Raw genomic sequence first — 24,537 nt, 5'->3', positions numbered from 1 at the left:
AATGTTCCTGCTGACTATAGCGGCGCCGCTTTTGTGACCGAGCGGGCGTGAAACCCGCAACACTCTTACGAAATTCCAGGGCTGGCAGCAAATATGGCGCGCATTGTGATGAAGTTCGGCGGCACCTCCATGGCGGGGATGGAGCGGATTCGCAACGTCGCTGCGCGTGTGAAGCATGTCGTTGCCCAGGGGAACGAGGTTGCCGTCGTGGTCTCTGCCATGGCCGGCGAGACCGACCGGCTGGTCGGCTTCTGCAAGGAAGCCTCGCCGCTCTACGATCCGGCCGAATATGATGTCGTCGTCGCCGCCGGCGAGCAGATCACGAGCGGCCTGCTCGCCATGACGCTCAAGGCCATGGGCGTGGACGCGCGCAGCTGGCTCGGCTGGCAGCTCCCCATCCGCACGATCGAGGCGCATGCCAAGGCGCGTGTCGACAACATCGACACCGGCGCGCTGCTCGCCGCCATGGGCGCGGGCCAGGTGGCGGTGATCCCCGGCTTCCAGGGCGTGATGGCCGATGGCCGCATCTCGACCCTGGGCCGTGGCGGTTCCGACACCTCGGCGGTCGCGGTGGCCGCCGCCATCCATGCCGACCGCTGCGACATCTATACCGATGTCGACGGCGTCTATACCACCGATCCGCGCATCGTCGCGCGCGCGCGCAAGCTCGACATGGTGACATATGAGGAAATGCTGGAGCTGGCGTCGGTGGGCGCCAAGGTGCTCCAGACCCGCTCCGTCGGCCTCGCCATGAAGGAAGGCGTGCGGGTACAGGTGCTCTCCTCCTTCGACGATCCGACGCAGGAGGATCTGCCCGGCACGCTGATCGTCAGCGAAGAGGAACTCGAAGCGAAATTCAAGGAAACGAAGATGGAACGTCAGCTCATCACCGGCATCGCCCATGACAAGAACGAGGCGAAGATCACGCTGACCCGCGTGCCCGACCGTCCGGGCGCGGTGGCGACGATCTTCGGCCCGCTCGCGGCCGCGGCGATCAATGTCGACATGATCATCCAGAATGTCGGTCGCGACAAGGGTGAGACCGATGTCACCTTCACCGTGCCGGGCGCGGACCTTGCCCGCTGTCTCGACATCCTGGAATCGGAAAAGGCCGCCATCGGCTTCAACCGCGTGATCCCCGATACGAAGGTCGCGAAGATCAGCGTCGTGGGCGTGGGCATGAAGAGCCATGCCGGCATTGCCGCCACCATGTTCAAGAGCCTGGCGGATCGCGGCATCAACATCCTCGCCATCTCCACCAGCGAGATCAAGGTGAGCGTGCTGATCGACGAGGACGAGACCGAACTGGCCGTGCGCGTGCTGCACACCGCCTATGGGCTCGACGCGCCGGCTGCCTGATTTTTCTCACATCCCTTTACTAACGCCGTCATCCCCGCGAAGGCGGGGAGCCATCTCCCGATCTTGCATTCGGGGATGGCGTTGGAGATGGATTCCCGCCTTCGCGGGAATGACGGAGTAGTTATGATCAAGACCAAGCTCGATACCCTCATGGCCCGCGGCACCGAATTCCTCGGCTGCGACGTTGCCATTCTCTGCGGCGCGATGTCGTGGGTGTCGGAACGGCATCTGGTCTCCGCCATTTCCAATGCCGGGGGCTTCGGCGTGATCGCCTGCGGCGCGATGACGCCCGAACTGCTGGACGCGGAGATCATCGCAACGAAGGCGCTGACGGATCGGCCCTTCGGCGTCAACCTCATCACCATGCACCCGCAGCTCTTCGACCTGATCGAAGTGTGCGCGAAGCATGATGTCAGCCATGTCGTGCTGGCCGGCGGCCTGCCGCCCAAGGGCAGCATCGATGCGATCAAGCAGAAGGGGGCAAAGCTCATCTGCTTCGCTCCCGCCCTGTCGCTGGCGAAGAAGCTGGTGCGCTCGGGCGTCGACGCGCTGGTGGTGGAAGGCATGGAAGCCGGCGGCCATATCGGCCCGGTGGCAACCAGCGTGCTCGCCCAGGAAATCCTGCCCGAAATGGCGAGCCAGGTGCCCGTGTTCGTGGCCGGCGGCATCGGCCGGGGCGAGGCGATTGCCGCCTATCTGGAAATGGGCGCGGCCGGCGTGCAGCTGGGCACCCGCTTTGCCTGCGCGACCGAGAGCATCGCCCATCCCAATTTCAAGAAGGCATTTTTCCGCGCCTCGGCCCGCGACGCCATTGCCAGCGTCCAGATCGACCCGCGCCTGCCGGTCATCCCCGTGCGCGCGCTCAAGAACGCCGGCACCGAAGCCTTCACCGCCAAGCAGCGCGATGTCGCCAACCTGCTGGACAGCGGCGCCGTCGACATGGGCCAGGCGCAGCTGCAGATCGAACATTATTGGGCCGGCGCCCTGCGGCGCGCGGTGATCGACGGCGATATCGAGGGCGGATCGCTGATGGCGGGCCAGTCCGTCGGCATGGTGACGAAGGAAGAGCCCGTCGCCGACATCATCGCGACGTTGATGGCGGAAGCGAGCGAGGCACTGGCGCGCCGGTCATAGGGCGCGTCCTCGCGGCCCCGTCATGCCGCTATTTGCGTGTCTTTCGCGTCGGGGAGCGGCATCATCGCGCCGATGAGGATGCGGCGGGCCGTGGCTGCGCCGTTCCCGGCCCGGAAGCGGTGGCCCGCGCGCTTTGCGACCGATAGCCATGCGTCCAGGCGAAGTGCGAGGCAAAGCTCAAGATCGGTCGATAGTCCGTGACCTCGCCCGAGGGCATGATCCGGTCGGTGCGGTTGTCGAGGACGAGAAATGCGCCATCCTCGCGCACGATCAGCACGGCATGGTCGATATTGCGCACGGTATCGGCGACGATCGCCAGATAGAGGCTGTCCGCCGGCACGCCGGCCCGCTGCAGCAGCTGCATCTTGGCGATGGCGAAATCCTCGCAATCGCCACGGCCGCGCGCGATGGTTTCGGGCAGGTTGGCCCAATGGTCGTCCGGGCCATCCTGGGCATAGGCGACATGGTGGTTGACCCAGTTGTTGACGGTCTGGAGCCGGTCATGCCCCGTCTGCGCCGCCGCTTGCCGACCGAGCGCCGCCCATGGGCCATCCGCGATGTCGCCCGGCATCATGGTGGCGCGTGCCCAGCGGGCATCCAGCGCGGTTTCCTTGACCGGCAGGGCGATGGAATGGAACACGTCCGGCCCGGCGGGTCTCTCCTCCTGAACCGGGGCCTCGCAGGGGGCGGAGAAGCGCTCGTCTATCCAGGCCTGCGCCATCGCCTCCGTCTCCGGCGCGGCCTTGGGAACAGCGGCGCACAGTCCTTCGCCGGGTGGTGCGATCTGGGCGACACCGGGCACCGGACAGCCAGACATGATCCCGGCGAGCAGGAACGGACGAAGATAACGCAAAGCGCCCCCGATATTTGCGACCCCGCGGCTTCTTGGCGTCCGCGACCGCGCCGATGGATCATGCGGGCTGCCCAAGGGCAAGCACGGTTCGATGAAATGGGGTGGAAGAGAGTCGACCGGAGGCGCCGGGCGCAACACGCCCGGCATCGAGCCTGTCGCCGACACGGTCATTGCCCGCGCACCCGATCCTGTATCCGCCCGAATCCGGCAGGATCGGATGCCTTGCCTGTACCCAGCGCAAACCGGCCGGTCGGCCCCAGAGCATCGTGCGCAAAAGTAGGAACCGATTTTCCGCAAAAAAAATGTGATGACAAATGTTTATAGCGCGGGCTGCATCGGATTTGACGCGGCGCCCCCTAGGACGAATCGACGTTCAATTCTCTTGAATGATTGAGCTATGTGTATTCCAATTCGTCATGCTGAACATGTTTCAGCATCCATCCTCCACATGCGCGATGGCTTCAGGAGGCGCGATAGATCCTGAAACACGTTCAGGATGACGATGGTCCTGGCTGTAGCCAACCTGCCCTCTTCTGAATGTCGATCCGCCCTAGTTCAGCATCGTGCGCAGCAGCGCGCGCAGTTGGGCGGGCTTTACCGGCTTGGTGAGCAGCGGGATGGCCGCGCCTGCCATCTGCGTCTTCAGCCCTTCGCCGCGATCGGCAGAGATCATGATCGCGGGCAGGGCCACGCCGAAATGCGCGTGCAGCCGCGCGATGGCGCTGTCGCCGGTCTCGCTGTCGTTCAGATGATAGTCGACCAGGATGACGTCGGGCCGCTCGCCCGGCGCAAAGCGGGTGACGGCCTCGTCATAGCCGTCGGCCACGGCCACCGTGCAGCCCCAGCCGGTCAGCAGCGTGCGCATGCCGGACTGGATCGCGCGTTCATTGTCGATGACCAGGATGGAAAGCCCCCGCATCGTGCGGTCGCGGGCGGAAAGGTCGCTGCTGTCATCGGCCTCGCCCACATCGGCGCCGCGCGGCACGGTGATGGTGAAGGTCGCGCCCTTGCCCGGCGCGGAGTCCAGAGAAACCCGATGCCCCATCATGTCGCTCGCCCGGCGCACGATGGCAAGGCCCAGCCCCTTGCCCATGATGCGGTTGTCGAGCCGGCGGAACTCCTCGAAGATCAGCGCCTGGTTCTCCGGGGCGATGCCGGGCCCGGTGTCGATCACGCTGATGGCGATGGCGTCGCCATGCTCGACACAGCGGACGGAAACCGATCCGCGCTGGGTATAGCGCAGGGCATTGGACAGGAAATTCTGCAGGATGCGGCGCAGCAGGCGCACGTCGGAGCGCACGCTGATCGCGGACGTGTCGATGTCCAGCGTCAGCCCCGCCGCCTTCGCCATCGGCGCGAATTCGACCTGAAGCGTCTTCAGCAGCCGGTCGAGCCGGAAATCGCTCAGCTCCGGTTGGATCGCGCCGGCATCCAGCCGGCTGATCTCCAGCAGGGCCTCCAGCAGGTCCTCGACCGAATCGAGCGCGGTCGACGTCTGGTTGACGAGCGCGCGGGTGGGCAGCGCCAGTCGCCTGTCGCCCAGCGCCGCGACGAACAGCCGCGCGGCATTCAGAGGCTGCAACAGGTCGTGGCTGGCCGCGGCCAGGAAGCTGGTCTTGGAGAGATTGGCCTTTTCCGCCGCGGTCTTCGCCTCCAGCAGCGCCGCCTCGATCACCCGCCGCTCGGCCACTTCCCCTTCCAGCTGCCGGTTGAGCGCGACCAGTTCCACGGTACGTTCCGACACGCGCCGTTCCAGCGTTTCGGCGGTTTCGCGCAGCGCCGCCTGCGCGCGCAGCATGTCGGTGACGTCGGTAAAGCCGATCACCTGACCGCCGCGCTCCATGGCGGTGCTGCGCACCTCGAAATAGCGTTCGCCCGCGCTGCACAATTGCTCGACCCGGGTGCTGCGATGCGCCTCCCCCTGCCAGTCGAGGCAGCCATGGTCGCGCATGCCCAGCCTGTCCCGGCACCAGTCGACCAGTTCGCCATGGCTGCCGATGCGCTGGCTCCAGCCTTCGGGCAGGTCGAGCAGGCGCTGCAGCGCGTCGTTCCAGGCGGCAAGCTGGCCATTGCCATCGAACACGCAGACCCCCTCGGACAGATTGTCCAGCGTGGATTGCAGCACGATGTTGCGCTCGGCCAGTTCGCGCGCCCGCTCCCGCGCGTCCTCGGTCTTGACCTCGGTGATGTCGGTATAGATGCCGACGATGCCGCCCTCGCTGGTGCGCAGTTCGTTGATCTGCACCCAGCGCCCGTCGGCCAGCGCCTGCACATGGCCGCCATCGGCGATGCCGTGGCGGGCCAGCCGTTCCGACACCCAGCGGTCGGGCGCCACCAGCGATCCGATCGGCCGGTCATGGTCGGCGGCGAGGCGGGCGATCTCGTCGAAGCTCATGCCCTCGCGCACATGCGCCGCGATTTCCGGCCAGAAACTCAGATAGGCTTCGTTGAACAATATCAGCCGGTCATTGGCGTCGAAAAGGATGAAGCCCTCATTGATCGAATCGATGGCATCGCGCAGGCGCATGCGCGCGGCGTCCGCCGTCTCATGCGCGCTGGCCAGATCGACATTGGCCTGGGCAAGGCGCGCGAGCGCGTCTTCCAACTGGCTGGTGCGGTCGCGGACCATTCCCTCCAGCGAAATCGCGGTCTCGAACATCGAAAAGGCATTGCCGGCCATGTCGCTGGCACGCTCCACCCGATCGATCAGCGCGGCATTGATCTTCCGCAACTTGCGGATTTCCTCGCGCAGCGCCGCCTTTTCAGGATCGTCATCCAGCACCGAAGGGGAAGAAGGAAGAGGATCGTTCATCGGCCGATGGCAAGCCCGCTGAAGGTCTGGTTGACGTGCAGGGCGTGATATTGCTCGCCATAAGTGTTGAAGCCGATCACCCGGTTGCGGGCGTAGAGCCGCGACACGTCGCGCGCAATCTGGCGCTGTTCGGCGTCGATGCGGTTGAGCACGCAGTCGAAGGCGATGATGCGGTCGACATCGCCGATGGTCGTCGCGATATCCTGGAACAGCGTTTCCATGCCGGCGATGCGGTCCACCGGCTCACCCACCGCCAGCACGATCCCCTCGTCGATCGCGCAGTAGAAGGTCAGGCTGCCATCGGCATTGGCGCTCTGGATCGACCGGACATGATATTCGCCGCCCGCGCGCACCATCGGCGGGTGGGAGGCGAAGAAGCGCAGGCCCAGTTCCTCACCCGCATGGCCCGCCAGGCGCAGATATTCCTGCGCCGCCGGCTCCGCGTTGATCTCCGTGACAATGCGGTCCTCGGGGATCGCGCCGGTGATCACCATCTTTGCCGGGCCGGGCCGGTAATGCTGCGCCTTGAACACATGCATCGGCCGGGGGGAGGAGAGGATGGCGACCACGGCGGCGCGGCCATGGAAGCGCCCGCCCTCGAAAATCCCCGTCTCCCGGAACGCCATGCCATCGCCGGAGGAGCCGCCGATCAGCGGAATGTCGCCCAGCGCATCCTGGATGGTCATGGTCAGCAGTTCCTCGCGGTGCGAGAGCCCGTCGACCAGGAACAGCGCCACATGGTTGATCCGGTCGCCCAGATGCCGGCTGTCCCGCTCCGCCACCGCCGCCAGCGTGCGGATGGTTTCGCGCGCGGCCACCGGATCGAAATGGGCGATGTCGTCGAAACAGTGGGAGATCATGTGGAAGCCGTCCCGCGGGAAGCCGATGACGGTCAGGCTGTCCTGGTCATAGCCGTCCTGCGTCAGCTCGCCCGAGCTGGTGCAGCCGATGACGGTCACGCCCTCGCTCCTGCGGTTGATCGCGCGGGACAGGTCGTCGCGGTCATAGCGGTGCGAGCAGAAGACCAGCGCGCCGGCCAGCGGCTCGTCCCCCACCAGCCCCATGATCTCGCGCATGGCATCGGCCGGGTCTTCCGCATGGCTGCAGGCAAAGGCTATTCCCGGCGCCAGTACAGTCATCACATTCTCCCCACTTTTCCCGTCTTTTGCGGGATTTATGCACCTTCTGCGATGGCATTGCCATCATCATTGCCACCATTGCCGTGGCTATCTTCATGCGGCACCAGCCGCCGCCTGATGCGGCGCATGCCCAGGAAGACGCACGCCACGATCACCGGCGCGGCCAGCCCGAGGATGAGGGTGGAGGATGGATGCGCATGGACTTTCTCCCATGCCTTCACGGGATAACCGATCAGGCCGAGGAGGTAATAGCTGATCGCGACGGCCGAGAGACCCTCGACCAAATGTTGAAGCTGCAATTGCAGCCGCGCGCTGCGGTCCATGGAGTGCAGCAGCCGCGCATTCTGGTTCTCGATATGGGTTTCGATGCGGGTGCGCAGCAGCGCGGTGAACTGGGCGGCGCGTCCGTTGAGCAGCGCCAGCCGGTCCGACAGCGCGGCGCAGGTGCGCACCGCCGGGTGAAAGCGGCGGCCGATGAAGTCGGTGAGCGACTGGAAGCCGGCAATGGGCACGACTTGAAGCTCGGCCAGCCGGTCCGCGACGATCACCGCATAGGCGGCGGTCGCGCTCAGCCGATAGTCGCAGCCCGAGGCCGCCGCCAGCAACTGCGCCGACTGGCTGGTCAGCGCATCCAGCAATTCGTCGTCGCGCCGGTCCTTGACATGCAGCATCTGGCCGATGCGGGCGAGCGCGCCCTCGACCGCGTCCAGCCGGGGCCAGGTCTCCTGCACCACCGGCAGGCCGAGCAGGGCGAGGTTGCGATAATTGCCCAGCTCCTGCAGCCGCTGGACGCAACGGGCGAGGTCGGACGCCGGCAGGCCGTTGGCGGCCACCACCATGCGGCCATAGCCATCCTCATGGATGCGGAAATCGGTCCAGATCCGCGCCCCGCCCGCGACATGGCAGCTCACCAGATGGGATGGGCGGAAGGCGGCGGCGCCGACCGGGGCTTCGGCCTCGCGGTCGTCGGCGACAATGAGGACGCGGGTCGCGCGGATGACGCTGCCGGGCAACGCCTCGGCCCACCGCACCGCTTCGGCCGCGCGAGCCCGGGCTGGCCCATCGGTGGACCCACCGGCAGGCCCACCGGCAGGCGTCGTCCAGCCGAGCGGCAGCGCCGCGTCGTCCGTCAGGGTCAGCGTGACGGTGCTGGCCTCGCTATGCCGTTCCCATGTGGCGCGGATGCTGCCGGGCCACAGCCCCTCCGCATGGCGCACGCCCTCGACCGCGCCGACACCGGGCAGGGTGGCAAGCGCCGTCCGCTCCGCCGCGCGATCCCCGGGCGGGACCAGCCGCACGAGCTGGATCGTCTGCGCGGGCGGCGCGATGGCCGGGAAGCGGCGCAGATGCATCTCGCCCACCACCTGGCGCCGCAACGGATGTTCGGCAAAGGGCGTGCCCATGCTCATCTCAGGCGCCCCGCGGCGGCTCTCCGGCGGCTTCCAGCAGGGCGGCCTCCTCGTCCGTGAACAGGCGGGAGCGGATGATGAAGCGCTGTCCCTCCGGGCTTTCCAGCGACATGCCCGCGCCGCGCCCCGGCACGGCGTCGATGGTGATCTGGGTATGCCGCCAATAGGCGAACTGCGCCGCGCCGATCCACACCGGCACGTCGCCGGCCACCATGCCCAGCAGCACGTCCTGCGCGCCGACCTTGAATTCGCCGCGCGGGAAGCACATCGGCGCCGATCCGTCGCAGCAGCCGCCGGACTGATGGAACATCAGCGGGCCGTGCATGGCCGCCACCTTCGCGATCAGCATGTCGGCAGCCGGTGTCGTGAGAATGCGCGGGGGTAATGCCGTCATGGCCTGCATCTCCTGAGCGGGAAAAGCCGGAAAAGCGTATCGGCGGACATCCCGAGATGCCCGCCGAAATCCGCGGCGCCGCCCCTTGAGGAGAGGGAAGAATGGTGCGGCGCCGTCCAGTGGGCCGGGCCGTCAGGCACCGGCCCGCCGGAAGCTCAGAAGAAGCCGAGTGCCTTCGGGCTGTAGCTCACCAGCAGGTTCTTGGTCTGCTGATAATGGTCCAGCATCATCTTGTGGTTTTCCCGCCCGATGCCCGACTGCTTGTAGCCGCCGAACGCCGCATGCGCGGGATAGGCATGGTAGCAGTTGGTCCACACGCGGCCCGCCTGGATGGCGCGGCCGAAGCGATAGGCGCGGGTGCCGTCGCGGGTCCACACGCCGGCGCCAAGGCCGTAGAGCGTGTCGTTGGCGATGGCGAGCGCTTCGGCTTCGTCCTTGAACGTCGTGACGGCCAGGACCGGGCCGAAGATTTCCTCCTGGAAAATCCGCATCTTGTTGTGGCCCTTGAGCACGGTCGGGGTCACATAATAGCCTTCGCTCAACTCGCCATCCAGCGTGGCGCGCTCGCCGCCGGTCAGCAGTTCCGCGCCCTCGTCCAGGCCGATCTTGATGTAGGAGAGGATCTTCTCCAGCTGATCGTTGGATGCCTGGGCGCCGATCATCGTGTCGGGATCGAGCGGGCTGCCCTGCTTGATCGCCTTCACCCGTTCGATGGCCCGTTCGATGAACTTCTCGTAGATCGATTCCTGGATCAGCGCGCGGCTGGGGCACGTGCAGACCTCGCCCTGGTTGAGCGCGAACATCGCAAAGCCTTCCAGGCATTTGTCGAAATAATCGTCGTCCGTGTCCATCACATCGGCGAAGAAGATGTTGGGCGACTTGCCGCCCAGCTCCAGCGTGACCGGGATCAGGTTTTCCGACGCATATTGCATGATGAGGCGGCCGGTGGTCGTCTCGCCGGTGAACGCGATCTTGCTGATCCGCTTGTTGCTGGCGAGCGGCTTGCCCGCTTCCACGCCAAAGCCGTTGACGATGTTGAGCACGCCGGGCGGCAGCAGGTCGCCGATGATCTCGGCCAGTACCAGTATCGACATCGGCGTCTGCTCGGCGGGTTTCAGCACCACGCAATTGCCCGCGCCCAGCGCCGGGGCGAGCTTCCACACCGCCATCAGGATCGGGAAGTTCCAGGGGATGATCTGGCCGACCACGCCCAGCGGTTCGTGGAAATGATAGGCGATGGTGTCATGGTCGATCTCGCTGATCGAGCCTTCCTGCGCGCGGACGCAACCGGCGAAATAGCGGAAATGGTCGACGGCAAGCGGCACGTCGGCATGAGTCGTCTCGCGGATCGGCTTGCCGTTGTCGATCGTCTCGGCCAGTGCGATGATGTCCAGATTGGCTTCGATCCGGTCGGCCATCTTGTTGAGGATATTGGCGCGCTCGGCCGGGGAGGTCTTGCCCCAGGCGTCCTTTGCCTTGTGCGCGGCGTCAAGCGCCAGCTCGATATCGGCGGCGGTGCCGCGCGCCACCTGGCAGATGACCTGGCCGGTGACGGGCGAGATATTGTCGAAATACTGGCCCGTGGCCGGCGCGACCCACTGGCCGCCGATATAATTGTCGTAACGCTCCTTGATGAGCGTCTGTCCTGCGAATTTTTCCATCGCCTGCTGCAGCATTGTCCGTCTCCCGTGAATTTTTGGGTTCCGGATAAAAATCGCGCCGGGGCGGCCGTGGTGCAATTGGACCTTTGGTCAACCGGCGATGGGTGACACCGTGCCTGCGACAAACGGAAAGGGGCGGCCGATTGCGCAGCCGCCCCTTTCGTTGTCTTCGCCTCCGATGGCGCGCGCCGATCAGACGTCGAGATTGGCGACGTTCAGCGCATTGTCCTGGATGAACTCGCGGCGCGGCTCCACCACGTCGCCCATCAGGCGGGTGAAGATCTCGTCCGCGATGTCCGCCTGCGCCACTTCCACCCGCAGCATCGAGCGGTTGTTGGGGTCGAGCGTGGTTTCCCACAGCTGGTCGGCGTTCATCTCGCCAAGGCCCTTGTAGCGTTGGATGGAGAGGCCCTTGCGCCCCGCCGCCAGGATCGCGTCCAGCAATTCGCTGGGTCGCGAGACCACGATGCCCTTGGCCGCGACGGCGGGCAGGTCGTCGCCATCGGTGGCGTCCTCGGCCGCGGCGGCCGCCTTGGCCGTCACCAGCCGGCTCGCGCCCTGGTAGCTGGCGGTCTGCTCGCCGGCCAGCGTGTGCAGCTTGCGCGCCTCGGCCGAATCGATGAAGCTCGCCTCGATCACATGATGGTCGGTGACGCCGCGCCATGCGCGTTCGAAATGGAAGCCGCCTTCGGCCGCGATACGCGCGGTCCACTGCGCTTCCCTGTCGTGCATGCCGATCCACCTGACCGCTTCGGCCAGCCGCACGGTGCGGGCGTCGTCGGACAGCTCATGGTCGAGCGCACCGGCAAGGCCGAGCGCTTCGATGATGTTCGCGTCATAGCGGCGCGGCACATAGCGGGCGAGCATGCGCATGCGGCGCGCATGGTCGATCAGGCTGCGCAGATCCTCGCCAGAACGCACGCCCTCGGGCGTTTCCAGCACCATCGTGTCGACGCCATTGTCGACCAGATACTGCTCCAGCGCGGCTTCGTTCTTCAGATAGACTTCGCTGCGCCCGCGCGTCGCCTTGTAGAGCGGCGGCTGGGCGATGAAGAGATGCCCGTTCTCGATGATATGCGGCATCTGGCGATAGAAGAAGGTGAGCAGCAGCGTGCGGATATGGGCGCCGTCCACGTCCGCGTCGGTCATGATGATGATCTTGTGGTAGCGCAGCTTCTCGATGTTGAAATCGTCGCGGATACCGGTGCCCATCGCCTGGATGAGCGTGCCGACTTCCTTCGACGAGAGCATGCGGTCGAAACGGGCGCGCTCCACGTTCAGGATCTTGCCCTTCAGCGGCAGGATCGCCTGATAATGCCGGTCGCGACCCTGCTTGGCGGAACCGCCTGCCGAATCACCCTCGACCAGATAGAGTTCGCACTTGGCGGGGTCGCGTTCCTGGCAGTCGGCGAGCTTGCCGGGCAGGGAGGCGATGTCCATCACGCCCTTGCGCCGGGTCAGCTCGCGCGCCTTCTTGGCGGCTTCGCGGGCGGCGGCGGCGTCGATCACCTTCTGCACGATCATCTTGCCGTGCGCGGGGTTCTCCTCCAGCCATTCCGCCATCTTGTCGGCCATCAGGCTTTCCAGCGGCTGGCGCACTTCGGAGGAGACCAGCTTGTCCTTGGTCTGGCTGCTGAACTTGGGATCGGGCAGCTTGACCGAGACGATGGCGGTCAGCCCCTCACGCATGTCCTCGCCGGTCAGCGAGACCTTTTCCTTCTTCAACATGCCCGACTTGTCGGCATAATTGTTGAGCGTGCGGGTCAGCGCCGCGCGGAAGGCTGCAAGGTGCGTGCCGCCGTCGCGCTGCGGGATGTTGTTGGTGAAGCAGAGCACATTTTCATAATAGCTGTCGTTCCACTCCAGCGCGACGTCGATGGTCACATCGTCGCGCGTGCCGGAAATGGCGATGGGCTCGGGCATCAGCGGCGCCTTGGTGCGGTCGAGATATTTGACGAAGGCCGCGATGCCGCCCTCATAATAAAGCTCGACCGTCTTGCTTTCCTCGTGCCGCGCGTCGGTCAGGAACAGGCGCACGCCGCTGTTGAGGAAGGCCAGCTCGCGATAGCGATGCTCCAGCTTGTCGAAATCATATTCGGTCACGTTCTTGAACGTGTCGGTCGAGAACATGAAGGTGACGCGCGTGCCCTTCTTGCCCGCGTCCGCCGGGCCGATCACCTTGAGCGGCGCTTCGGCGTCGCCATGGCGGAAGCGCATCCAGTGCTCCTGCCCGTCGCGCCAGATATTCAGCTCCAGCCAGTCGGACAGTGCGTTCACCACGGAAACGCCCACGCCGTGCAGGCCGCCGGAGACCTTGTAGGCATTGTCGTCGGATGTGTTCTCGAACTTCCCGCCCGCGTGCAGCTGGGTCATGATGACTTCGGCGGCCGACACGCCCTCTTCGGTGTGGATGCCCGTCGGGATGCCGCGGCCATTGTCCTGGACGCTCACCGATCCGTCCGGGTTCAGGGTGATGTCGATGCGGTCGCAATGGCCGGCCAGCGCCTCGTCGATGGCGTTGTCCGAAACCTCGAACACCATGTGGTGCAGGCCCGATCCATCGTCGGTATCGCCGATATACATGCCGGGCCGTTTGCGCACGGCATCCAGGCCTTTCAGCACCTTGATGCTGTCGGCGCCATATTCATTGCTGTTGGGGCTGTTGTGGGTGTCTTCGCTCATGCGGAGCATATAGGGACTGAGGCGAAGAAACTAAAGTGAAACATGGCCATGGGCCGGGGCGCTTCTATGCGGCGCACTTATGGGCTATCGGCATGTCATGCGGTGCCGTTTCATTCTCGCTTTCGGGCTCATGGCGGCATTGCCGCTGGCCGCCTGTTCCGACAGTCGCGACGTGATGGACGAGCTGCCCAACAGCTCGCTTGCCGGCGCCCCGCGGGAGGATGTGCCCGAAAGCCGGATGGAAGCGCCGCTCGCCCGACCCGTGACCATCGGCGAGGATGGCCCGCGCCTCGACGCCTGTGGCGCGCTGGGCGTGGTGCGGCGCATCGGCAAGGGCGCGCTGGCGCTGCGCGCGGCCCCCTTCAGCGACGCGAGGAGCCTTGCCGAGCTGCCGGAGGGCGCGCGGCTGCATGTCTGCACCCGCAGCCTGGACCAGAAATGGCTTGGCGTCGTGGTGGCGCAGGATGTGGATGCCGCGCAGGCGCCGGCCATCGGCAACGAGGCTTTCGGCAACGACGCTATCGGGAAGAACGGCACCGGCAAGGACAGCACGGGCGCTGCCGATGCGGTTTCGGCGGCGCCCGTGCCTGTCATCGATTGCGGAGTCTCCTCGCCGGTCGAAAGCCGCCGGCCCTATCGCGGGCCGTGCCGCAGCGGCTGGGTATCCAGCGCCTATGTGGCGCTGGTGGCGGGCTGATCCACCTTACACGCTGCCCAGAAAGTCCATCTTGCCCACCGGCACGCCCTTGTGCCGCAGCAGCGCATAGGCGGTGGTCACATGGAAGAAAAAATTCGGCAGTGCGAAATGCTGCACATAGCTGAGGCCCGTAAAGGTGACGCTGCGGCTGGCCGTTTCGAACAGGACGGTCGCGTCCTCCTTGCCGGTCAGCGCGTCGGCGGGCGCCGCCTCAAGAAAGGCGATGGTGCGCGCGATGCGGCCCTGCAGATCCTCGAAGCTGGCTTCATCGTCCGGGAATGCCGCATTGGGCACGCCGCCGACGCGCACCAGCGTGCCCTTGGCCGTATCGCTCGCGCGCTGGATCTGGGCGATGAGCGGCGCCATGTCGGGGAACAGCCGAGCCTCCAGCAGGTCGGCATGGGGGATGCCCTGTCCGTCCGCAAAGGCGCGGCCCTTGTCGAGAAAGGCGGAAAGGTTGCGCAGGGCGCGGGTGAAGACCGGCACGGTCATGTCATGAAGCGTTGTCATCGCCGCCAGATAGGGTGCCGCCGCATCCTCGGAAAGGGGCGTGGCCCTCAGGCTGCCTCATATGCCACCGGCGCGGGCGGTCGCTCGACAATCATGAACCATGGCAGGGCATGGTGGACGACCCAGCCGATGCTGACCGCATACAGCGCGGTGCCCACCCCGAGCGTGCCGCCCAGCAGCCAGCCGATGGCGAGCACGGACAGTTCGATGGCCGTCCGCACATATTTGACCGGCCAGCCGGTGCGGCGGCAGAAGCCCGTCATCAGCCCGTCGCGCGGGCCGGGGCCAAGGCCGGCACCGATATAGGCCCCGCCCGCAATGCCGTTGAGCACGATGCCCGCCGCCAGCATCGCAAAGCGCGCGGCATAGCCTTCGGGCGTGGGCACGAAGGGGAGTGTCAGGTCGACCACCGTGCCGATCAGCGCGATGTTGCAGACGGTGCCGATCCCCGGCCGCTGGCGCAGCGGAATCCACAGCAAGAGCACCAGCAGCCCGATGACGTTCACCGTCATCCCGAAACTGAGGCCAAGGCGCGGCGCCAGCCCCTGATGCAGCACATCCCAGGGGTCGAGCCCCAGATTGGCGCGCAACATCAACGCCATGGAGGCGCCATAGAGGCTCTGGCCCCAGATCAGCTGGAACAGTCTGCGATACATCATGACAAGGCCAATGATGGGAATTGGCATTGAAATAAAGGTCCGATCATGAAAGAGTGGCTCTATGAGTATCTCCTCCCTCGGCGCCGCGTCGCTCGTTCGTCACCTCGGCAACTGGCGCAGCAGCGGCAATGGCGATCCGGCCTATCGCCAGCTGGCGCGCGCGCTGAAGCTGCTGGTGCTGGACGGGCGCGTGGGCCTTGGCATCCGCTTTCCCGGCGAACGGGAGCTGGCGCAGGCATTGGGCATCAGCCGCACGACCGTCGCCGCCGCCTTCGACCAGTTGCGTGACGAGGGCTATCTGCAAAGCCGGCAGGGGTCGGGCAGCGTCACCCGCATCCCGGCGGGCGGCACGGCCGACGCGGCCACCTATGGTCTCGACACCACGGAGCGCGACGGCATCATCAACTGGACGGCCGCCGCGCTGCCCGCGCCCGAAACCGTGTGGCATGCCTATGAAGCGGCGCTGGGCCAGTTGCCGGCCTGGCTTTCCGGCCTTGGCTATGACGCGCTGGGCATCCCGCGCCTGCGGCAGGCGATCGCGGCGGATTACGCCCGGCGCGGCTGCCTCACCGATCCCGCGCAGATCATGGTGACGAACGGCGCGCAGCACGCCCTCGCGCTCATTCTGCGGCTGATGGCAGCGCCGGGCGACCGCATCGTCGTAGACCATCCGACCTATCACAACGCGCTTTTCAGCATCCAGAAGAGCAATTGCGTGCCGGTGCCCGTGGGCCTGCCGAACGAGGGTTGGGATATCGACGCGATCGACGCCAGCTTCCGCCAGACCGGGCCGCGCCTTGCCTATATCATCGCCGATTTCCACAACCCCACCGGCCGCATCATGGATGTCGCCACCCGCCGCGCGCTGGTGGAGGTGGCGGAGCGCAGCCGCACGCCGCTGTTGATCGATGAGACGATGGCGGACATGGCGCTGGACGGCGACCTGCTGGGCGGGGCGCTCTTGCCGCCGCCGGTCGCGGCCTTCGACCGCAGCAGCACGCGTGTCATCAGCATCGGCTCGGCCAGCAAGCGGCTGTGGGGCGGGTTGCGCATCGGCTGGGTGCGGGCGGACGAGCAGACCATCGCCGCGCTGGGCCGCATCCGCGCCACCATCGACATGGCGACGCCCATCGTGGACCAGCTTGCCGTCGCCGCGCTGCTGGATGGCACGGTGACGGGCGGGGCGGACCGGCGGGCGATGCTGCGCGACCGGCGCGACCGGATGGTGGCGCTGCTCGCCCGGCACCTGCCCGACTGGCGCGTGCCGGTGCCGCCCGGCGGCCTCTCGCTCTGGGCGGAACTGCCCCGGCCGCAGGCCAGCGCGCTCGCCGCCATGGCGCACAGCCAGGGGCTGCTGGTCGCGCCGGGGCCGCGCTTTGGCGTCAACGGCGCGTTCGAACGCTTCGTGCGCCTGCCCTTCACCTTGCCCGATGCGCAGATCGAACCGGCGATAGAGCGTCTCGCCGCCGCCGCCTTCCGCCTGGAAAACCGCGCCCCGCCGGGTCTTGATTCCAGTGCCTGGGCGCTGGAGGCCGACCGGGTGATCTAGAGCATTCTGAAGTCGGCTGGAACAGCCGGCGGCTCGCAGAATGCGGAAAACAAAAGACCATCAGAGCGGTGAACGATTCAATCCAATCGTTCACTGCTCCAGGCTCGCCTGCACCGCATGGCGCGGGCCCCTAGGCGGTCGCCAGCCGCTGTTTCCGCACGGTGCGGATCGAATCGATGGTGAAGATGGCAAGCCCCGTCCAGATCACCGCGAAGGCGGCAAGCTGGCCGCCGCCCAGATGCTCGCCATAGAGCAGCAGGCCGACCAGGAACTGCAGCGTCGGCGCCAGATATTGCAGCAGGCCCAGCGCCGACAGCGGCATCCGCCGCGCGGCGGTGGCGAACAGCAGCAGGGGCACCGACGTCACGATGCCGCTCAGCGCCAACAGGATGCTGGTCCTTGCGTCGCTCCCGAAATGCAGCGCGCCGGTGCCTGCAAGCCAGATCAGATAGACCGCGGCAAGCGGCGAGAGGATCAGCGTCTCCGCGGCCAGCCCCTGGCGCGGGCCGATGGGCGCCACCTTGCGGATCAGGGCATAGAGGGCGAAACTGAAGGCCAGCGCCAGGCTGATCCACAGCGTTTCCAGCGCGGAGACCGCCATCATCGCCACGCCGGCCGCCGCGCACAGGATGGCCACGCTCTGCAGCCCGCGCAGTCTTTCCTTCAGCACCAGCACGCCGAGCGCGACATTGACCAGAGGGTTCAGGAAATAGCCAAGGCTGGCGCCCAATATATGCCCCTGGCCGACCGCCCAGATATAGACGAGCCAGTTGATCCCGATCAGCGCCGCGCTGCCCGCCATCGCCAGCATGATCGGGCCATTGCGCACATTGCGCCTGAATTCGCGCAGCGCGCCGGTCGCGCCCAGAATGCCGGCCATCAGCAGCAGCGACCAGAGGATGCGGTTCGCGACCACCTCCGCAGCGCCGACATCGGGCAGCAGCTTGAAATAGATCGGCAACAGCCCCCACAGCAGATAGGCGGCGATGCCATGGGGCAGGCCACTGGCTTCCTTTTGCCGTTGCGTTTCGCTCCCCGTCGCGCTCACACGATGCCGCCGCCCAGCACCAGCCGCAGCACGCCCAGCCCGGCCACGATCAGGCAGAAATTGCGCCCGCCATTGCTGCGGGAAAACAGGCCGACAAAGGCGCCGATCAAGGCGAACGGCACGAGAATCCAGTTGAACCAGCCGGTCAGAGGGATCACCGTCGGGATCATGAGGATCAGCGTGGCAATGCCGATCAGGGCGGACAGCAGGTTCAGCATCACGCCTAGATGGGTCGATATCGCGGCACACGCAACAGGCCGCCTGAGAAAGACTGGCTCCTTGAAAGATTGGCCTATTGGGAACCGGGTCGCCAAAAGATGGTCCCGTATCGGCGCGGGGAGGCAGCGTTAAGGGAAAATTTGCCAGTTAACCTTTTCCCCTTACGGAAAATTAACGCTGTATCATCAACGCTGCGCCGTGATTGCCCGGTCGGGTCTTGGGACGGGTCTCTGGGAGTACCGATATATGGCCGTGCCTGTTCTGCCGATCGCGACGGTGCTCGTCGCCCTGCCGCTTTGCCTTGCCGCCTGCGGGCGCGGCAATGATGCGAGCAATCTCGCCGCGCTCGATGCGGCGCTGACCAATGGCGTTGCCGATCCTGCGCTCAGGGGGGCGCTGGAGGACCAGATCGTCGTCGATCCCCAATTGACGGACCAGGCCAATCCCAATGCGGTGCGGCCGCCCGACCGGCCCGTGGACGGCGCCGTGCCGGTGCTGAAGGGCGATGCGAAGGCTGCGGCCGATGCGGCGACGCGGCTGGCCGGCGGCGCGCTGATGCACGCGCCCGCCGCCGTGCCCGCCAGCGCCGGCGACACGCCGCTGACGCTGGGGGCGCTCGCTCGCCGGCAGCAGGGCGCGCGCGCGGGATGCGCCGCAAGGATCGACTATGGCATGCAGTGGGCGCAGCGCCTGCCGCAGGATTTCCCGATCTATCCCAGGGCCCGCCTGACCGAGGCCGCGGGCGCGGACGGCGTGGACTGCAAGATTCGCGCGGCGAGTTTCGTGACGGACGTGCCGATGCAGGCCGCCATCGACTTCTATTATACCCGCGCCCGGCGCGCCGGCTATGATGCCAGCCATGAAGTGCTGGACGGGCAGCATATGCTGGGCGGCGTCCGCACGGCCGACGGCGGCGCCTATGTCGTCGGCTTCAGCGCCGCGCCGGGTGGCGGCACGACCGTCGACCTGATCGCCAACAGCGGCCTGTAGGGCCGACGGACATTCTGCCCATATGGGCCTGAACTATTCCGCCGCGTTGCCCGCCGCTTCGGCCTTGCCAGCGGGTGCCGGGGCCTTGGCCGTCGCCGCGTCGAACACCCGGAGCGTATCCAGCGTCTGCTCGGCGATCTGCATATATTGTTCGCTCAGCAGCTCGGGATAGACGAAGGTCGCGGTGATCAGCGAGCCGTCCTGCTTGCGGATCATCCGCACGGCGACATTATTGCCTTCGCCGTCATTGGCGGTGCCGCGATATTCGCTCTGGCCGACGAAACTGCCGTCGACCGCTTCGGAGCCCTCGTTCATCACCTCGACGACCTGCTGCAGGTCCCTGTCGTTGCTGTTGGCCGACCAGAACACCCGGATTTCCGCCCCGGCGCCCGGGTCCGACGCGACGACGCCCATGTCGTTGCTGGCGGCGGCATCGCGGGCCCAGCCTTCGGGCAGCAGCACGGAAAAGCCGTGCGGGTCGTTCACATAATTGCGGCTGGCGGCGCCCAGCTCGTCCTTTTCGGCCTTTTCCGCCTTCAGCAGTTCCGCGCGGGAGGCATTGGCCAGTTCATTGGCGGAGGGCAGGTCGTCCACCGATTCCTGTCGGCCGCAGCCGGCGAGCAGCAGGACAGCGAGGGAAATCGAGGCGAAGCGCGGGGGAAGAGCTTTCATGGCCCCAGCCAAAGCATAGGCGGCGTCCGATTTCAATCTATGGTGCGCCGACCGGAGCAGATAGCCGCCATTGCCGGCCGGCCCCGCGCGCGCGCCTGTCGGCTCTCGGGCCGGTTCTCGGGCCGGCCCTCAGGCGGCGCTCTCGATCCCCAGTTCGGCGAGCTTGCGGTAAAGCGTCGAGCGGCCGATGCCCAGGCGCCGCGCCACTTCCGTCATGCGTCCGCGATAATGGCCGATGGCAAGGCGGATGACGTCCGCCTCGATATCGGTCAGCGCGCGGACATGGCCGTCTTCCTCGAACAGGGTGACGCCGGCCGCATCCTGATGCGAAACCTGCGACACCGTCCTGCCGCCGGTCCGGCGGGCGGTGATCTGGGCGGCGATCTGGGGGAAGTCCTGCGGCGTCAGCGCGTCGCCCTCGCACAGCACGGCGGCGCGGAAGAGGGCGTTCTGCAACTGGCGGACATTGCCCGGCCAGTCATGCTGCATCAGCAGCGCCAGCGCCTCCGCCGTGATGCCCAGGCTGCGCAGCCCCGGCTGCCCGGCGATGCGGGCAAGCAGGTGGCGGGACAATGCGGGCACGTCGCCCCCGCGTTCGCGCAGCGGCGGCACCGTCACCTGCACCACGTTCAGGCGGTAATAGAGATCCTCGCGGAAGCGCCCGGCCTCCACCTCGTCGGCCAGCGTCTTGTTGGTCGCCGCGATCACGCGCACGTCGACATGGGACGGCATGCGCGCGCCGATCGGCTGCACCTCGCCATCCTGCAGCACGCGCAGCAGCTTCACCTGCGCGTCGAGCGGCAGTTCGCTGACCTCGTCCAGGAAGAGGGTGCCCATGTCCGCGGTGACGAAGCGGCCGACATGCCGGTCGAACGCGCCGGTGAAGGCGCCGCGCTCATGGCCGAACAGCTCCGATTCGACCAGGTTCGGCGGAATCGCGCCGCAATTCACCGTCACCATCTGCTGCCGGAATCGCGGGGATGCGGCATGGATCGCGCGGGCCATTACATCCTTGCCGACGCCGCTTTCGCCCTCGATCAGCACCGGCACGCGCGCGCGCGCGGCCTTTGCCGCTACGGCCAGCGCGGCGCGGAACAGGGGGGCGGAACCGACAATCTCTTCAAACGCTAGCGGCGCGGATATTTTTTCTGTCAGCGGGCGAAGCTCACCTGCGTCCGCGCCGTCGCTGAGCGTCGCGTTAAGCGCGGCGAGCAGCCGGTCCGGCGCGATCGGCTTGGACAGATAGTCCGTCGCGCCCGCCCGCATCGCATCCACCGCCACGGCCACGCTGTTATGCGCCGTCAGGATCAGGATGGGCAGCGCCGGCCGCTGTACCCTGATCTCGCGGATAAGCTCTGCGGGCTGATATTCCGGGCTCCACTGGTCGATGACGATCGCGTCCAGCCGCATCCCGTCCTGCGTGCCCAGCATGGCCATCGCCATTTCGCCGTCATTGGCGAACAGCGTGCGCCATCCCGCGCGGGCGGCAAGCGCCGACACCAGCCGGCGCTGCGCCGGTTCGTCGTCGATCAGCATCAGATATGGAACACCGCTGTGCAAGCTTAACCAACCCCCTGCAATTGATAGGAGCAGATGCTATTGCCTTGGGGTAAAGGGCCGATTAATCCCGCCCGGTAACGGCGAGTTTTTCATGGCGGCCCCAGGAAGCGGCCGGGAATCCGCGTCGGTCTTGCGCACGGATCAATTGGGACAGGGGATTATTCATGGCTTCGGGCAACGACATGAAAAGCGCGACGGAAACCTATGCCGGCTTCGTCGGGCTGATGAAATGGGGCACGGTCGCCTGCGTCGCGGTGGCGGCGCTCGTCATTCTGCTGATCTCGAGCTGACCATCGCTTTTGGAGGGGGTGCGAAAGTTGAAAATAACCATCGTGAAAGAACAGGCCGCCGGCGAACGCCGCGTGGCCGCCACGCCTGAAACCGTAAAGAAATTCATTGCACTGGGCGCCGATGTGGCGGTGGAGGCGGGCGCCGGCCTGACCGCGTCGATTGCCGATGCGGATTATGCCGCGGCCGGCGCGACCGTGGGGCCGCGCGCCGATGTCGTCTCCGGCGCGGGCATCGTGCTGGGCGTTCAGGGGCCGGACCCGGAAAGCCTGGGCGGCGCCGCACCGGGCGCATGGATCGTCGCGGGCATGAACCCCTTTGGCGAGCGTGCCCGCGTCGATGCCTATGCGGCGGCGGGCTATGAGGCGCTGGCGATGGAGTTCATGCCGCGCATCACCCGCGCACAGTCGATGGACATCCTCTCCTCGCAGTCGAACCTCTCCGGCTACAAGGCGGTGCTCGACGCCGCGGCCGAATATGGCAAGGCCTTCCCGATGATGATGACGGCGGCGGGCACGGTGTCCGCCGCGCGCGTGTTCATCATGGGCGTGGGCGTGGCCGGGCTTCAGGCGATCGCTACCGCGCGCCGGCTGGGGGCCCAGGTTTCCGCGACCGACGTGCGCGCCGCGACCAAGGAGCAGATCGAATCGCTCGGCGCCAAGGGCATCTTCGTGGAGAAGGTGGCCGGCATCGAGGGCGAGGGCACCGGCGGCTACGCCACCGAGATGTCGGACGAATATAAGGCGGCGCAGGCCGAACTGGTCTCCAGCCACATCGCCAAGCAGGACATCGTGATCACCACCGCGCTGATCCCCGGCCGGCCCGCGCCGCGCCTCATCAGCGACGCGCAGATCGCCAGCATGAAGCCGGGCAGCGTCATCGTCGATCTGGCGGTGGAGCAGGGCGGCAATGTCGAAGGCGCCGTCGCCGGAGAGATCGTGGAGAAGCATGGGGTGAAGATCGTGGGGCATAAAAATGTGCCCTCGCGCCTTGCCACCGACACTTCGGCCCTGTTCTCGCGCAACCTCTACAACTTCCTGTCCGCCTTTTGGGACAAGGAGAAGGGGGCGCCGGTGCTGGACGAGGAAATCGGCAACGCCATCCGCCTGACGCAGGGCGGCAGGATCGTGAACGAGCGTTTGCTCTGATGTTTTTGGCCGCCCGGCCTACGCGCCGGGCCGGCAAAAGGGGGTCATCATGGACTTCATCTCCATTCTTTCGGTTTTCGTGCTGGCATGTTTCGTCGGCTATTATGTCGTCTGGTCGGTCACGCCGGCCCTGCACACGCCGCTGATGGCCGTCACCAACGCCATTTCGTCCGTCATCATCGTGGGCGCGCTGGTGGCGAGCGCGGAAGCGAACAGCGAGATCGCCAAATATATCGGCCTGCTCGCGGTCGTCTTCGCCAGCGTCAACATCTTCGGCGGCTTCGCGGTCACCGAACGCATGCTGGCCATGTACAAGAAGAAGGAGCGTAACTGATGCTGTACGCTCTTCCCGATTGGGTCGCGCCGCTCGCCTATCTGGTCGCCGGCATCTGTTTCATCCTCGCGCTGCGCGGGCTTTCGAGTCCCGCAAGCAGCCGTCGCGGCAACCGTTTCGGCATGGCCGGCATGGCGATTGCCGTGGCCACCACGCTCTATACGCATGAAATCGCCAATCTCTGGGAAATCCTGATCGCCATCGCCATTGGCGGCGGCATCGGCTTCGTCACCGCCCGCAAGATCGCGATGACGGACATGCCCCAGCTCGTGGCGGCCTTCCACAGCCTGGTCGGCCTTGCCGCCGTGGCGGTGGGTGTCGCGGCCTATATGAGCCCCGGCGCCTTCGGCATCCTGGATGCCGCGACGAACGAGATTCACCAGGCCAGCCGGATCGAGATGGGCCTTGGCGTCGCCATCGGCGCCATCACCTTTTCGGGTTCGGTCATCGCGTTCCTGAAATTGAACGGCAACATGTCGGGCAAGCCGATCATGCTGCCCGCCCGGCACCTCATCAACCTCGGCACGCTGGCCGCGATCATCGGCCTCATCGCCTTTTTCGTGACCGACCAGAGCCCCTGGGTATTCTGGACGGTGACGGCGCTGAGCTTCGTCATCGGTTTCCTGCTCATCATCCCCATCGGCGGCGCGGACATGCCGGTCGTCGTCTCGATGCTGAACAGCTATTCGGGCTGGGCCGCCGCGGCCATGGGCTTCACCCTGCACAACAGCGCGATGATCATCACCGGCGCGCTGGTGGGGTCTTCGGGTGCGATCCTCAGCTACATCATGTGCAAGGCGATGAACCGCAGCTTCATCAGCGTGATCGCGGGCGGCTTCGGCGCCGATGCCGGGCCTTCGGGCGCCGGCGGGCCGGTGGTCGACCGTCCGTACAAGCGCGGTTCGGCCGAGGACGCGGCGTTCCTGATGAAGCAGGCGGACAGCGTTATCATCGTGCCGGGCTATGGCATGGCGGTCAGCCAGGCCCAGCACGCGCTGCGCGAGATGGGCGACCTGCTCAAGAAGGAAGGCGTTTCGGTCAAATACGCCATTCACCCGGTCGCGGGCCGCATGCCCGGCCATATGAACGTGCTGCTCGCCGAAGCGAACGTGCCCTATGACGAGGTGTTCGAGCTGGAGGATATCAACAGCGAATTCGCCCAGACCGACGTCGCCTTCGTCATCGGCGCCAATGACGTGACCAACCCGGCGGCGAAGACCGACAAGTCCTCGCCGATCTACGGCATGCCCATCCTCGACGTCGCCAACGCCAAGACGGTGCTGTTCGTGAAGCGCTCCATGGGCGGCGCGGGCTATGCCGGCGTCGACAACGAGGTTTTCTACATGGACAACACCATGATGCTGCTGGCCGACGCCAAGAAGATGGTGGAAGAAATCGTCAAGGGGCTTGCGCACTGACG

At 66.4% G+C, this 24,537-nt stretch carries 22 protein-coding genes; 9 read left to right on the top strand and 13 right to left on the bottom strand.

The features are described 5' to 3' along the window. Positions 1–93 precede the first annotated feature (93 nt). Together WFP78_RS05125 and WFP78_RS05120 are read left to right on the top strand one after the other, a co-directional pair. Positions 94–1,359, top strand: coding sequence for an aspartate kinase (locus tag WFP78_RS05125; protein ID WP_336959364.1), 1,266 nt, complete (start codon positions 94–96; stop codon positions 1,357–1,359). A 123-nt stretch (positions 1,360–1,482) separates the two neighbouring features. Next, positions 1,483–2,493, top strand: a complete 1,011-nt coding sequence (locus WFP78_RS05120; protein ID WP_336959362.1) for an NAD(P)H-dependent flavin oxidoreductase — start codon at positions 1,483–1,485, stop codon at positions 2,491–2,493. A gap of 61 nt (positions 2,494–2,554) precedes the next feature. Here the strand turns inward: WFP78_RS05120 and WFP78_RS05115 are convergent, their stop codons facing one another. The 7 genes from WFP78_RS05115 to gyrB all read right to left on the bottom strand — a co-directional run bounded on the left by WFP78_RS05115 (position 2,555) and on the right by gyrB (position 13,443). Continuing rightward, the gene (locus tag WFP78_RS05115; RefSeq protein WP_336959359.1) at positions 2,555–3,346 is read right to left on the bottom strand and encodes a transglutaminase-like cysteine peptidase; all 792 of its coding nucleotides are present in this window, start codon (positions 3,344–3,346) and stop codon (positions 2,555–2,557) included. Positions 3,347–3,896: 550 nt separating this feature from the next. After that, on the bottom strand, positions 3,897–6,158 hold the full coding sequence (locus tag WFP78_RS05110) for a hybrid sensor histidine kinase/response regulator (RefSeq protein WP_336959357.1): 2,262 nt from the start codon (positions 6,156–6,158) through the stop codon (positions 3,897–3,899). After that, positions 6,155–7,297 (bottom strand): FIST N-terminal domain-containing protein, encoded by a 1,143-nt coding sequence (locus tag WFP78_RS05105; protein ID WP_336959355.1) that lies wholly within the window; start codon positions 7,295–7,297, stop codon positions 6,155–6,157. Before WFP78_RS05105 ends, WFP78_RS05110 begins: the two co-directional genes overlap by 4 nt. 35 nt (positions 7,298–7,332) lie before the next feature. After that, positions 7,333–8,706, bottom strand: a complete 1,374-nt coding sequence (locus tag WFP78_RS05100) for a DUF3422 domain-containing protein (protein ID WP_336959353.1) — start codon at positions 8,704–8,706, stop codon at positions 7,333–7,335. A 1-nt stretch (position 8,707) separates the two neighbouring features. Then, complete coding sequence (locus WFP78_RS05095) at positions 8,708–9,100, bottom strand: DUF779 domain-containing protein (protein WP_336959351.1); 393 nt, start codon at positions 9,098–9,100, stop codon at positions 8,708–8,710. Between the two features lie 155 nt (positions 9,101–9,255). Continuing rightward, positions 9,256–10,776, bottom strand: a complete 1,521-nt coding sequence (gene adh / locus WFP78_RS05090; protein ID WP_336959349.1) for an aldehyde dehydrogenase — start codon at positions 10,774–10,776, stop codon at positions 9,256–9,258. A gap of 177 nt (positions 10,777–10,953) precedes the next feature. Beyond that, a complete protein-coding gene (gyrB, locus tag WFP78_RS05085) occupies positions 10,954–13,443 on the bottom strand; it encodes a DNA topoisomerase (ATP-hydrolyzing) subunit B (RefSeq protein WP_336959347.1) in 2,490 nt (829 codons plus the stop codon). 130 nt (positions 13,444–13,573) lie between these two features. Here gyrB and WFP78_RS05080 point away from each other — a divergent pair, with 130 nt between their 5' ends. Then, the gene (locus WFP78_RS05080) at positions 13,574–14,140 is read left to right on the top strand and encodes a hypothetical protein (protein WP_336959345.1); all 567 of its coding nucleotides are present in this window, start codon (positions 13,574–13,576) and stop codon (positions 14,138–14,140) included. Positions 14,141–14,146: 6 nt separating this feature from the next. Here the strand turns inward: WFP78_RS05080 and WFP78_RS05075 are convergent, their stop codons facing one another. After that, the gene (locus tag WFP78_RS05075) at positions 14,147–14,650 is read right to left on the bottom strand and encodes a DUF1993 domain-containing protein (RefSeq protein ID WP_336959343.1); all 504 of its coding nucleotides are present in this window, start codon (positions 14,648–14,650) and stop codon (positions 14,147–14,149) included. Positions 14,651–14,697: 47 nt separating this feature from the next. Further along, on the bottom strand, positions 14,698–15,309 hold the full coding sequence (gene yczE / locus WFP78_RS05070) for a membrane protein YczE (RefSeq protein ID WP_336959341.1): 612 nt from the start codon (positions 15,307–15,309) through the stop codon (positions 14,698–14,700). A gap of 61 nt (positions 15,310–15,370) precedes the next feature. On the opposite strand from yczE, the gene yczR reads away from it, so the two are divergent. After that, complete coding sequence (gene yczR, locus WFP78_RS05065) at positions 15,371–16,858, top strand: MocR-like transcription factor YczR (protein WP_336959339.1); 1,488 nt, start codon at positions 15,371–15,373, stop codon at positions 16,856–16,858. A 130-nt stretch (positions 16,859–16,988) separates the two neighbouring features. On the opposite strand, the gene rarD is transcribed toward yczR, so the two are convergent. Next, the gene (gene rarD / locus WFP78_RS05060) at positions 16,989–17,906 is read right to left on the bottom strand and encodes an EamA family transporter RarD (protein WP_336959337.1); all 918 of its coding nucleotides are present in this window, start codon (positions 17,904–17,906) and stop codon (positions 16,989–16,991) included. Beyond that, entirely contained in the window at positions 17,903–18,124 is a 222-nt protein-coding gene (locus WFP78_RS05055; RefSeq protein ID WP_336959336.1) for a hypothetical protein, read from the bottom strand. The genes rarD and WFP78_RS05055 overlap by 4 nt, the downstream gene beginning before the upstream one ends. Positions 18,125–18,371: 247 nt before the next feature. Between WFP78_RS05055 and WFP78_RS05050 the strand changes: the two genes are divergently transcribed. After that, a complete protein-coding gene (locus WFP78_RS05050; RefSeq protein ID WP_336959334.1) occupies positions 18,372–19,115 on the top strand; it encodes a hypothetical protein in 744 nt (247 codons plus the stop codon). Between the two features lie 33 nt (positions 19,116–19,148). Here the strand turns inward: WFP78_RS05050 and WFP78_RS05045 are convergent, their stop codons facing one another. Together WFP78_RS05045 and WFP78_RS05040 are read right to left on the bottom strand one after the other, a co-directional pair. Further along, positions 19,149–19,787 (bottom strand): hypothetical protein, encoded by a 639-nt coding sequence (locus WFP78_RS05045; RefSeq protein ID WP_336959332.1) that lies wholly within the window; start codon positions 19,785–19,787, stop codon positions 19,149–19,151. Positions 19,788–19,916: 129 nt separating this feature from the next. Beyond that, positions 19,917–21,323: a sigma-54-dependent transcriptional regulator gene (locus tag WFP78_RS05040; protein ID WP_336959330.1), complete on the bottom strand. Its 1,407-nt coding sequence runs from the start codon at positions 21,321–21,323 to the stop codon at positions 19,917–19,919. A gap of 188 nt (positions 21,324–21,511) precedes the next feature. On the opposite strand from WFP78_RS05040, the gene WFP78_RS05035 reads away from it, so the two are divergent. From WFP78_RS05035 to WFP78_RS05020, 4 genes are read left to right on the top strand one after another with little or no spacing between them, the layout of a single operon-like run. Further along, a complete protein-coding gene (locus tag WFP78_RS05035; RefSeq protein ID WP_336959328.1) occupies positions 21,512–21,637 on the top strand; it encodes an aa3-type cytochrome c oxidase subunit IV in 126 nt (41 codons plus the stop codon). 27 nt (positions 21,638–21,664) lie between these two features. After that, on the top strand, positions 21,665–22,783 hold the full coding sequence (locus WFP78_RS05030) for an NAD(P) transhydrogenase subunit alpha (protein WP_336959326.1): 1,119 nt from the start codon (positions 21,665–21,667) through the stop codon (positions 22,781–22,783). A 49-nt stretch (positions 22,784–22,832) separates the two neighbouring features. Continuing rightward, positions 22,833–23,117, top strand: a complete 285-nt coding sequence (locus WFP78_RS05025; protein WP_336959324.1) for an NAD(P) transhydrogenase subunit alpha part 2 — start codon at positions 22,833–22,835, stop codon at positions 23,115–23,117. Continuing rightward, positions 23,117–24,535 (top strand): NAD(P)(+) transhydrogenase (Re/Si-specific) subunit beta, encoded by a 1,419-nt coding sequence (locus tag WFP78_RS05020; protein WP_336959322.1) that lies wholly within the window; start codon positions 23,117–23,119, stop codon positions 24,533–24,535. Before WFP78_RS05025 ends, WFP78_RS05020 begins: the two co-directional genes overlap by 1 nt. The last annotated feature ends 2 nt before the right edge of the window (positions 24,536–24,537 follow it).

The sequence above is a fragment of the Sphingobium aquiterrae genome (genome assembly GCF_037154135.1).
Taxonomy (GTDB): Bacteria; Pseudomonadota; Alphaproteobacteria; order Sphingomonadales; family Sphingomonadaceae; genus Sphingobium; species Sphingobium aquiterrae.
This window is presented reverse-complemented; position numbering and strand designations above follow the sequence as displayed.

Coding starts and splice junctions, on each gene's coding strand:
- WFP78_RS05125 (WP_336959364.1), top strand. CDS start 94: ATGGCGCGCATTGTGATGAAGTTCGGCGGCACCTCCATGGCGGGGATG.
- WFP78_RS05120 (WP_336959362.1), top strand. CDS start 1,483: ATGATCAAGACCAAGCTCGATACCCTCATGGCCCGCGGCACCGAATTC.
- WFP78_RS05110 (WP_336959357.1), bottom strand. CDS start 6,158: ATGAACGATCCTCTTCCTTCTTCCCCTTCGGTGCTGGATGACGATCCT.
- WFP78_RS05105 (WP_336959355.1), bottom strand. CDS start 7,297: ATGACTGTACTGGCGCCGGGAATAGCCTTTGCCTGCAGCCATGCGGAA.
- WFP78_RS05100 (WP_336959353.1), bottom strand. CDS start 8,706: ATGAGCATGGGCACGCCCTTTGCCGAACATCCGTTGCGGCGCCAGGTG.
- WFP78_RS05095 (WP_336959351.1), bottom strand. CDS start 9,100: ATGACGGCATTACCCCCGCGCATTCTCACGACACCGGCTGCCGACATG.
- adh (WP_336959349.1), bottom strand. CDS start 10,776: ATGCTGCAGCAGGCGATGGAAAAATTCGCAGGACAGACGCTCATCAAG.
- gyrB (WP_336959347.1), bottom strand. CDS start 13,443: ATGAGCGAAGACACCCACAACAGCCCCAACAGCAATGAATATGGCGCC.
- WFP78_RS05080 (WP_336959345.1), top strand. CDS start 13,574: ATGGCGGCATTGCCGCTGGCCGCCTGTTCCGACAGTCGCGACGTGATG.
- WFP78_RS05075 (WP_336959343.1), bottom strand. CDS start 14,650: ATGACAACGCTTCATGACATGACCGTGCCGGTCTTCACCCGCGCCCTG.
- yczE (WP_336959341.1), bottom strand. CDS start 15,309: ATGATGTATCGCAGACTGTTCCAGCTGATCTGGGGCCAGAGCCTCTAT.
- yczR (WP_336959339.1), top strand. CDS start 15,371: ATGAGTATCTCCTCCCTCGGCGCCGCGTCGCTCGTTCGTCACCTCGGC.
- WFP78_RS05055 (WP_336959336.1), bottom strand. CDS start 18,124: ATGCTGAACCTGCTGTCCGCCCTGATCGGCATTGCCACGCTGATCCTC.
- WFP78_RS05050 (WP_336959334.1), top strand. CDS start 18,372: ATGGCCGTGCCTGTTCTGCCGATCGCGACGGTGCTCGTCGCCCTGCCG.
- WFP78_RS05045 (WP_336959332.1), bottom strand. CDS start 19,787: ATGAAAGCTCTTCCCCCGCGCTTCGCCTCGATTTCCCTCGCTGTCCTG.
- WFP78_RS05040 (WP_336959330.1), bottom strand. CDS start 21,323: ATGCTGATCGACGACGAACCGGCGCAGCGCCGGCTGGTGTCGGCGCTT.
- WFP78_RS05035 (WP_336959328.1), top strand. CDS start 21,512: ATGGCTTCGGGCAACGACATGAAAAGCGCGACGGAAACCTATGCCGGC.
- WFP78_RS05025 (WP_336959324.1), top strand. CDS start 22,833: ATGGACTTCATCTCCATTCTTTCGGTTTTCGTGCTGGCATGTTTCGTC.
- WFP78_RS05020 (WP_336959322.1), top strand. CDS start 23,117: ATGCTGTACGCTCTTCCCGATTGGGTCGCGCCGCTCGCCTATCTGGTC.